Annotated in this window: 8 protein-coding genes and 2 tRNA genes; all 10 read left to right on the forward strand. The window is 25.5% G+C overall.

Annotated features, from left to right (window positions below):
• Nucleotides 1-220 precede the first annotated feature (220 nt).
• The 10 genes from QZ146_RS02465 (at nt 221) to QZ146_RS02510 (ending at nt 8,592) form a co-directional block, all read left to right on the forward strand.
• Nucleotides 221-568: a hypothetical protein gene (locus tag QZ146_RS02465; protein WP_295722063.1), complete on the forward strand. Its 348-nt coding sequence runs from the start codon at nt 221-223 to the stop codon at nt 566-568.
• Complete coding sequence (locus QZ146_RS02470; RefSeq protein WP_295722064.1) at nt 568-2,331, forward strand: heavy metal translocating P-type ATPase; 1,764 nt, start codon at nt 568-570, stop codon at nt 2,329-2,331. The genes QZ146_RS02465 and QZ146_RS02470 overlap by 1 nt, the downstream gene beginning before the upstream one ends.
• 388 nt (nt 2,332-2,719) lie before the next feature.
• The gene (locus tag QZ146_RS02475) at nt 2,720-2,893 is read left to right on the forward strand and encodes a hypothetical protein (protein WP_295722065.1); all 174 of its coding nucleotides are present in this window, start codon (nt 2,720-2,722) and stop codon (nt 2,891-2,893) included.
• Between the two features lie 360 nt (nt 2,894-3,253).
• The gene (locus QZ146_RS02480) at nt 3,254-4,249 is read left to right on the forward strand and encodes a beta-ribofuranosylaminobenzene 5'-phosphate synthase (protein WP_295722066.1); all 996 of its coding nucleotides are present in this window, start codon (nt 3,254-3,256) and stop codon (nt 4,247-4,249) included.
• A 192-nt stretch (nt 4,250-4,441) separates the two neighbouring features.
• Nucleotides 4,442-4,927 (forward strand): homoaconitase small subunit, encoded by a 486-nt coding sequence (gene hacB, locus QZ146_RS02485; RefSeq protein WP_295722067.1) that lies wholly within the window; start codon nt 4,442-4,444, stop codon nt 4,925-4,927.
• A gap of 136 nt (nt 4,928-5,063) precedes the next feature.
• The gene (locus tag QZ146_RS02490) at nt 5,064-5,693 is read left to right on the forward strand and encodes an HVO_0476 family zinc finger protein (protein ID WP_295722068.1); all 630 of its coding nucleotides are present in this window, start codon (nt 5,064-5,066) and stop codon (nt 5,691-5,693) included.
• Nucleotides 5,694-5,898: 205 nt separating this feature from the next.
• Entirely contained in the window at nt 5,899-7,179 is a 1,281-nt protein-coding gene (locus tag QZ146_RS02495; RefSeq protein ID WP_295722070.1) for a tRNA (N(6)-L-threonylcarbamoyladenosine(37)-C(2))-methylthiotransferase, read from the forward strand.
• A gap of 779 nt (nt 7,180-7,958) precedes the next feature.
• On the forward strand, nt 7,959-8,159 hold the full coding sequence (locus QZ146_RS02500) for a histone family protein (protein ID WP_042706862.1): 201 nt from the start codon (nt 7,959-7,961) through the stop codon (nt 8,157-8,159).
• 285 nt (nt 8,160-8,444) lie between these two features.
• Nucleotides 8,445-8,516 (forward strand) — tRNA-Val (locus QZ146_RS02505).
• A gap of 3 nt (nt 8,517-8,519) precedes the next feature.
• Nucleotides 8,520-8,592 (forward strand) — tRNA-Phe (locus QZ146_RS02510).
• The last annotated feature ends 340 nt before the right edge of the window (nt 8,593-8,932 follow it).

The raw sequence follows: 8,932 nt of genomic DNA on the forward strand, positions 1-8,932 counted from the left end.
AAAAATATTCAATAATTAAATAATCTTTTTACTTTTTATAATCTTTAAAATTATTAAATTAGAATTCTAGACTTTTTTTTAAGATTATAATTTTATTTTTAAATATATTTAATTAGTCTAATGTTTTAATAGGGTAGTTGTCTAATCTATAACAATAATTACTATAATTTAAAACATTAATGGCTAATTTTTCCAAAAAACAACTTTATATTTTAGAGCCATGATTTACAAAATAGTTTATGATAAAAATACTCGATTAAGAGTTCGTGTAGGTAGGGATATTTTTACTCGAGAAGAAGGATATGGCCTATTTGAAACATTATCCAAATATGACTTTATTGATGAGGTCTCTATTTCTCACAAAAATGGTAGTATCTTAATTTTATATAATGATGTTAATAAAAAAGCAGAAATTTTAAAGATATTGGATAAAATATCAAAAGATGATCTTTTTGATGGAAAAGCTACAGATGAAATAAAATCAAAAGAAATATCTGATAACTTTTTTATGAATTTAGCTAAAAAAATTCTTAAAAGATATTTATTCGAAATTATTTACAAAAATTAATGCTCCTTTATTATGCATCTGATTATATTCTTAAAGGATTGGATAGTCTTACTAGTTTCCGTGTTGATGTGGCATTGCTTGATGGAACAGCTACAGCTGTTTCATTGTATCATGGAAATTATAGTTCTGTTGGTTCTATGATCTTTTTATTATCTATTTCAGACATGTTAGAAGAATATACAATGCAAAAAACTAAAAATACTTTAAAAAGTAGTTTGGCATTAAATATTGATAATGTTTGGGTAATTGAAGAGGACGATAATGGTAATGAAATTGAAAGTTTATCACCGTTATCTGAGATTAAAAAACATGATAAAATCAGAGTTAGAACTGGTTCTATAATTCCTGTTGATGGTGTTATAACAGAGGGTGATGGAATGATTAATGAATCTTCCATGACTGGTGAATCTTTAGCAGTACATAAAACTGTTGGTAGGGCTGTTCATGCAGGTACTGTTGTTGAAGAAGGGTCTATTGCTGTTGAGGTTCTATCTGTTAATGATGAAACTAGACTCAATAAAATTATTGAGATGATTGAAGATTCTGAAGAGCTTAAAGCAAGCATTCAAAGTAAAGCAGAAGATTTAGCAGATTCTATTGTTCCTTATAGTTTACTTGCAACTGGACTAACTTATCTATTTACACAAAATGTTGTTAAAGCATTATCTGTATTGATGGTTGACTTTTCTTGTGCGATTAAATTAACTACTCCAATTTCAGTCATTTCTGCTATGAGAGAAGCTTCTGATAATAGGATGATGGTTAAAGGTGGAAAACACCTTGAAGCATTTGCAAATGCAGATACTATTGTATTTGATAAAACTGGAACTTTAACTAATGCAAGTCCTGTCCTTGTAAAGGTTATTCCATGTGGAAAATACTCTGAAGAGGATGTTTTAAGAATTTCAGCATGTATTGAAGAACATTTTGCACATAGTGTAGCTACAGCAATTGTTAATAAAGCTGATGAAGAAGGATTACATCATAAAGAGGAACATAGTGAAGTTGAATACATAGTTGCTCATGGAATTTCCACGACTTATGATGGTGAAAAAGCAATCATTGGAAGTAGGCATTTTGTTGAAGAGGATGAAGGTGTCAAATTCACTAAAAAACAAGAAAAAATTATTGATAAAAATGTTGAAAAGTATTCAGTAATTTATCTTGCAATTGGTGGAAAACTTCAAGGAATATTGTGTATTGATGATCCTGTTCGTGATGAAGCAAGTGATGTTATTTCCAAACTTAAAGAATTGGGAATTACTAATATTGTCATGTTAACAGGGGATAGTGAAAATGCAGCAAAAACTATTGCTCAAAACTTAGGTATAACCCGGTATCAGTCACAAGTTCTTCCTGAAGATAAGGCACATATTATTCAGGATATTAAAAAAGAAAATCATCAAGTCATTATGGTTGGGGATGGAATTAATGATTCTCCTGCATTATCTGCTGCTGATGTTTCAGTTGCTATGAGAAATTCTTCAGATATTGCAAGAGAAGTTGCAGATATTTCCTTACTTTCAGATGATTTATATGATTTGGTAACACTTAGACTATTATCTACAGGTATGCTTGATAAGATAAATAATAATTATAGTAATATTGTCTTATTTAATAGTACTTTGATTGTATTAGGTATATTGGGAGTAATTACCCCTAGAACTTCTTCACTCTTACATAATTTATCTACAATGTTATTTGGTCTTAGAAGCACTAAATCTGTATTGAACTCTTCAAATCAAAATGAGCTCCTTAATTAGGGTTCTACAGTTTAAATATTTTAACACAATTTTTCTTTTTTGTGTTGGAAAAAAAAATTAAAGATTATTAATTAATTCATTTTTTAAATGAAGAAAATTATTGTTTTTATAATTTATTTTAACCAACACAATTGAAATTTTTTATTTTAATTAAATTTTACTTGTAATAACTTTCAAATAATTTTAATTTTCAAACCATCATGGTTTTTATTTTTACTTATAAACAATTTTTATTTATCAAAAAATATTTTATTATGTAAATCTAATTATTATATAATTAGTTTGATTAAATTATTTAATAATAATAATAAATTATTAACGGATGGCTAAGTATTAATTTAAAACTATCTGTTATTAATCAATATTTAAATTTATGAAGGGGGATATTATGGTATCTAATGAAGAAATCCAACAAACATGTATATATTTTAATCCGTCACAGGATAATGGTTGTGATTATTATGAAGATCCTATTGACTGTATGACTTGTGGAAAATACCAATCTAATGAGGGTTTAGATGAAGATGCATTAATGGCTTTAGGTCTTTTTGGTTTAATTTAGAACTTTTCATTGAATCTTTATATTTTTTATAAAAATTTATCTTTTTTTTAAACAGTTTTATTACTGTGTGCTTAAAAAATTTATTTTTTATAAAGTAATATAAAAACTTTCCAATAGTATTAAAGTTTTTTTAATTTAATTTTTATTTATCTAATTATTTTACTTTCTTTTTTAAAGAATTTGATTATATTAGTATATTCTTTTGTTTTTTCAATAATTTTAATTAGAAAATGTATATAGAAAAATTTAAAAGTAATTATTAATATAAATTTAAAAGAAGAATATATTTTTAAGATAAATTTTTTAAAATACATCTTGTTGATTTATTCATCTGTAAAAAACATTTGAGGACACTTAAAAATGATTATTAAAACGCCCTCCCGTCTTCATATGTGTCTAATTGATATGAGTGGGGAATATGGTCGAACAGACGGTGGAATTGGGCTTACTATAAATCAACCAAATTTAATATTAAAGGGAACAGAATCTAATTCAAACAATATTACAGTTGATTTTAAAAATGATGTAGGAATTGATGCAAAACCAGAATGTCAAAGTAAAGTCATTGAAACTGCGGAGAAAATACGTAAATTCTATGGTATAGAAGCGGGCTTTGATTTTGAAGTTTTTCAAACTTACCCTGCTCACTCTGGTCTAGGTTCCGGTACTCAAATTGCTCTAGCAACTGCTAAAATAATGACTGAAACAATGGGTATTCATGAAAATTCATTTAAACTTTCCAGTATAGTTGGTAGGGGAGGTACTTCTGGAATTGGTACTTTTTCTTTTGATTATGGTGGTTTTATTGTTGATGGTGGACATAGTTTAAAAGATAAAAGTGAATTTTTACCGTCATCTGCTAGTGATGTTAAACCTCCACAATTATTAGGTCATTATGATTTTCCTGAGGATTGGGATATTTTAGTAGCTATTCCAAGAGATAACGAACATATTAATGGGCAAAGAGAAATTAATATTTTCCAGACTTATTGCCCTATTGCTAAAAGTGAAGTAGAACAAATGTCTCATATTATTTTTATGAATCTTATACCTTTTTTACTTGAAGAACAAATTGAAGAATTTGGATATTGTATAGATCAAATACAAAATAAAGGATTTAAAAAAATTGAACTTTCGCTTCAACCTCCTAAATTAATTAATCTAATGAATTATATGAGGGATTGTGGAGCTTATGGAGTTGGAATGAGTTCTTTTGGCCCTGCAATTTATACAGTTTATGATAAAAATAATAAAGATATTGTTAAAGCAACAAAAGAGTATTTATCCACCGACGATGGTGATGTTGTCTTTACAACAAAAGCACAAAATCATGGTTTTGAATTTATAGAAAAATAAGTACTTGTTTTTTTATATTTTAACTATTAATTTTCAAAATATGGCTTTTTTTAATAATTATTAAAAATATTGACTATTAATTTGAACTAATGCTTTTTTTATTTTTTATTAAAACAATAGTTTTTTATATAAAAAATATATAATATCTAATAAACTATATAGTGCTAAACAAATTATTTTTTTGTGATTAAGATGGATAAAATTCAAGGAAGAGTTTGGGAATTTACAGACAATATTGATACTGATTTAATAATACCGGGTAGATATCTTCGTACATTTAATCCTCAAGATTTAGCAGATCATGTCCTTGAGGGTGAACGTCCTGATTTTACAGCTAATGTTAAAAAAGGAGATATTATTGTTGCTGGTGAAAATTTTGGTTGTGGCTCTTCCAGAGAACAGGCTCCTGTAGCAATTAAAACTGCAGGTGTTGATGCAATTGTTGCAAAATCTTTTGCAAGAATTTTTTATAGGAATGCTGTTAATATTGGGCTACCTGTAATAAAATCAAACATAGAAGCAAAAGATGAAGATATTATATCTGTTGATTTGGCTTCAGGTATAATAACTAATGAAACAACAGGTGAAATTGAAGAATTTGAACCTTTTAAAGATTTCATGTTAGATATCTTAAAAGATGGTGGACTTGTAAACCACTATTTGAAAACCAAAGATTAATATTTCTATAAATTAAGGATTATTAAAGAATAATTAAGTATTGATTATTTTTTTAACTTATCAACTAATTTTTTAAGTTTTAAATATTTTTTGTCACGATTTGTCAAAATTATATAAAGTTTATGGAGGAAGAAAAATGAAATGTCCAATTTGTGGATCTAGTGAGGTAAGAGTATTAAAGTCGAAGGAAACTTCCTCACGTAGTAAAAAAATTAATGATTATTTATTAAAATGTAAGGAATGTGACCATGTTTTTAAGGATAGAGTAACTCAATCTAAACCTATACCATGCAGATTAATTGTTAGTGAAAATGAAAAATCTACAAAAACTACAGTAGATTTATATCCTGATGAAAAATTAAAAATAGGTGATGTTCTACTTATCGATAAAGGCCAGGTTAAAATTAATTCTATTGAAAATAAAGAAAAAAGAGTAAATAGTGAATTAGTTTCTGAAATTAAAACTATATGGGCTTCATCTCTTGAAATACCTGCAAGATTGGGATTGTCAATTGATTTTCATGGTAAAGTTAAATCATATAAACTTGATATTAATAGAGATTTTGAGATAAATACTAATGATATTATAAAAATTGAAAATTTTATTCTTAAAGTTCATATTATTAAAACAGAAAATAAAAAGATTACCAGTGGTTCAGCTAAGGCAGATGTCATAAAAAGGATTTATACCAAAACTATTAATTTAAAAACCTATGATTATGATTTGACTGATAATATTGTTAAAATTAAATCAGATGATATTTAATTAAACTATTTTTAGAGTTTATTATTGTCTTTTTATTATTATTTTTATTATTTTTTAGAATTTTTATTATATTTTTTATAATTTAATTTAAATTTTAACATTAAACTTTTATATTTTAAAATTTATTATTATATATTCAAATCACAATTATTTCTAATATTATAATTTAATTTTTTAATTTAGTAAAGTGTTTATTATGAATCAGATTAAAGTAGCTATTGAAACATTTGGTTGTACATTCAATAAAGCAGATTCACAAATTATGGCAGGTAAATTATCTGATGCAGGTATGGAACTTGTTGATAATATTGAGGATGCTGATGTTATTATTATAAATTCATGTTATGTTAAACAGCCTACAGAAAGTAAGGTTACAACTAGAATACAAAAACTACAAAAGGATTATCCTAATAAAAAGGTGATTGTTAGTGGGTGTATGGTTGAAATAGACCCAAAAAAATTAGATAAGATTGCTGATGATTCTACTAATTGGATTGGTCCTCATCAATTAAATAAAACTGTTGAGGTAGTAAATGCAAGTTATAATGGAGAATTATTAAGACAAACTGGACTTTCAAAAGATTCTAAAGTTGGTCTTAATAAGCTTAAAGAAGATCCATTTATCCACATTATACAAATTTGTGAAGGATGTTTAGGTGTATGTAGCTTTTGTTGTACACGTTTAGCCCGTGGACCTCTTCATTCATACCCTATAAAAGATATTAAAGCTGAAGCTAAAAAAGCAATTGATTCTGGTTGTGTTGAAATTGAACTTACTGCTCAAGATACTGCTGCATTTGGTCATGATACTGGTGAAAAACTTTCTAGTTTAATTAAAGAAGTGGCAAATATAGATGGAAATTTCAGAATTCGTGTTGGAATGATGCATCCTAAAAATATTTTCGATGATGTTGATGAAGTAATTGATGCATTTAAATTACCAAATGTATATAAATTCATACATTTACCTGTTCAATCTGGTAGTGATAAAGTTCTAAAAGATATGAATAGGTGCCATACAATTGAAGAATATGTGGATTTTGTAAAAAAACTTAAACAATCCATTCCAGATATTACTATTGCAACAGATATTATTGTTGGTTATCCAACAGAAACAGATGAAGATTTTCAAAAAACTATTGACTTATTATGTGAAATAAAACCTAACCTTATACATCTATCTAAATATAAACATAGGGAAGGTGCACTTTCATCATCACTTAAAGAATTACCTTACAGTATTATGAAACAAAGATCTAAAAAATTAACAGAAATTAAAGAAGAAATTACAAATGATGAAAATAAACATCTATTAGGACAAACTTTAGAAGTTCTTATTGTTCAAAAGGGTTCTAAAGGAGGAGTTATTGGTAAATCTAATTCATATTTGCCTGTTGTTGTTGATGATGCAGAGATCGGTACTTTTGTCAATGTTAAAATAACTAAAACAACCAGCACATATTTAATTGGTCAAATAGTCGATTAATATTAATAATACCAAACCATATATGGACGGTTTTTTATTTTCATTTTTATTTTCTTTTAAAATCAGATTATAAAAATTTATATAAATTTTTATTTTTTATTAGTCTTTTATAATTTTTTTTTTAATCAAATTTTTAAAAGTTTATCTTTTATAATTTCATATATTTTTCTAATAGTCTATTTTTTATTTTTTCATAAATTTTTTTTAATTTTTTTTTAAAACCATTTTCAAATTTTATTTTCTTATATTTTTACACTACTATTTTCATTTAATATTTTATTTTTTTAAATTTTTATCGCATGATTAAATAAATTTTATATAATTTTTCTTTAATTTTGCATATGTAAAACTTAGTGAAATCTTAAAAAATTTAAAGAATTTTAAGGCTTTTTTCTATAAATTTTTAATTAATTGTTCTTAATTTCAATTACATAGATTTTCTTTCAATTATTTAACTTAAAAACAGAATTATTCATTCTATTATTTTATATATTTGTTAATAAAAGTTTAGATTTTATTAATTTAAATTGATGTAGCATATTTTTAGATTTAAAGCATTTTAATTTTTTTAATTTTATGATTTTTTACTCTTTTTAAACTGTGTTTTAACTTATAACTTTATATATATTTACTTGATTTTTATCTTAGTATTAAAAATTTTTTTTAAATTTTCACTAGGTATATTTTCACTAAACATGGTGAATATGACTACTTTTCAATGATTTTTTAACGAAACCTTTATATACTATGTAGTACAAGTAATATTTGGAGGTGAAAAAATGAGTGAATTACCAATCGCACCAGTCGGTCGTATCTTAAAAAATGCTGGAGCACAAAGAATTTCTGATGACGCAAAAGTTGCATTAGCTGAAGCATTAGAAGAACAAGGTGACGAAATCGCACAAAAAGCTGTTAATTTCGCACGCCACGCTGGTAGAAAAACCGTCAAAGCTGAAGATATCAAATTAGCTATCAAATAGATTTGTTTGAGAGTTTTTTTTGAATTACAGTTTTAACGATGTATTTTTTTATAAGTTTGGCCAGTTCTAATGGCCATCTTATTCTTTTATATTTTTATAATTTTTAATTGATTTTTATTTTAACTATTTTTTTAAATTATTTTAATTAATGTGATAATACTATTTTAATTAAAAATTCAATGTTTTTTAGATTATTGTTTTTGAATTTTTTATGGAATTTAATTTTATATTTAAATAAATAGTAACCTTTATATATTATCTTTGATATAACTTTATAAGTATGTAGGTCCGGTGGTCTAGGGGTATGATACCTCCTTGACGTGGAGGGGATCACGAGTTCAAATCTCGTCCGGACCATGTGCCATGGTAGTTCAGATGGGAGAACGCTAGACTGAAGATCTAGATGTCGCTGGTTCAAGTCCGGCCCATGGCATTACTTTTTTTTAAAAACTTTTATCATTTTTTATATAATCAGTAATTTTATCTTTTTTTTCCAAGATTTCTATAATAAAATCTTATATCTTTTCAGTGTTTAAATAGAATTTAATAATATTATTATAGGGTGCTAGATAGAGCAAAATTTTAAGAGTGATATTTGCTCTTATTTTTTTTGTTGATTTTTAGTTTTTGTTGGTCTGTTTTTAATGGTGCCTTTAATTTTTTATCTTTTTTTATTGTTATTTTTCTTTTTATTAGTTTTTTTTAGATATAGATTTGTTTTGTAATACATTTCATTCAGCGAGTCATTGCATTTGTGTTTTTGTTTTATATCC

The sequence above is a fragment of the uncultured Methanobrevibacter sp. genome, assembly GCF_905235195.1.
In the GTDB taxonomy this organism is placed as follows: Archaea; Methanobacteriota; Methanobacteria; order Methanobacteriales; family Methanobacteriaceae; genus Methanarmilla.

Coding starts and splice junctions, on each gene's coding strand:
- QZ146_RS02465 (WP_295722063.1), top strand. CDS start 221: ATGATTTACAAAATAGTTTATGATAAAAATACTCGATTAAGAGTTCGT.
- QZ146_RS02470 (WP_295722064.1), top strand. CDS start 568: ATGCTCCTTTATTATGCATCTGATTATATTCTTAAAGGATTGGATAGT.
- QZ146_RS02475 (WP_295722065.1), top strand. CDS start 2,720: ATGGTATCTAATGAAGAAATCCAACAAACATGTATATATTTTAATCCG.
- QZ146_RS02480 (WP_295722066.1), top strand. CDS start 3,254: ATGATTATTAAAACGCCCTCCCGTCTTCATATGTGTCTAATTGATATG.
- hacB (WP_295722067.1), top strand. CDS start 4,442: ATGGATAAAATTCAAGGAAGAGTTTGGGAATTTACAGACAATATTGAT.
- QZ146_RS02490 (WP_295722068.1), top strand. CDS start 5,064: ATGAAATGTCCAATTTGTGGATCTAGTGAGGTAAGAGTATTAAAGTCG.
- QZ146_RS02500 (WP_042706862.1), top strand. CDS start 7,959: ATGAGTGAATTACCAATCGCACCAGTCGGTCGTATCTTAAAAAATGCT.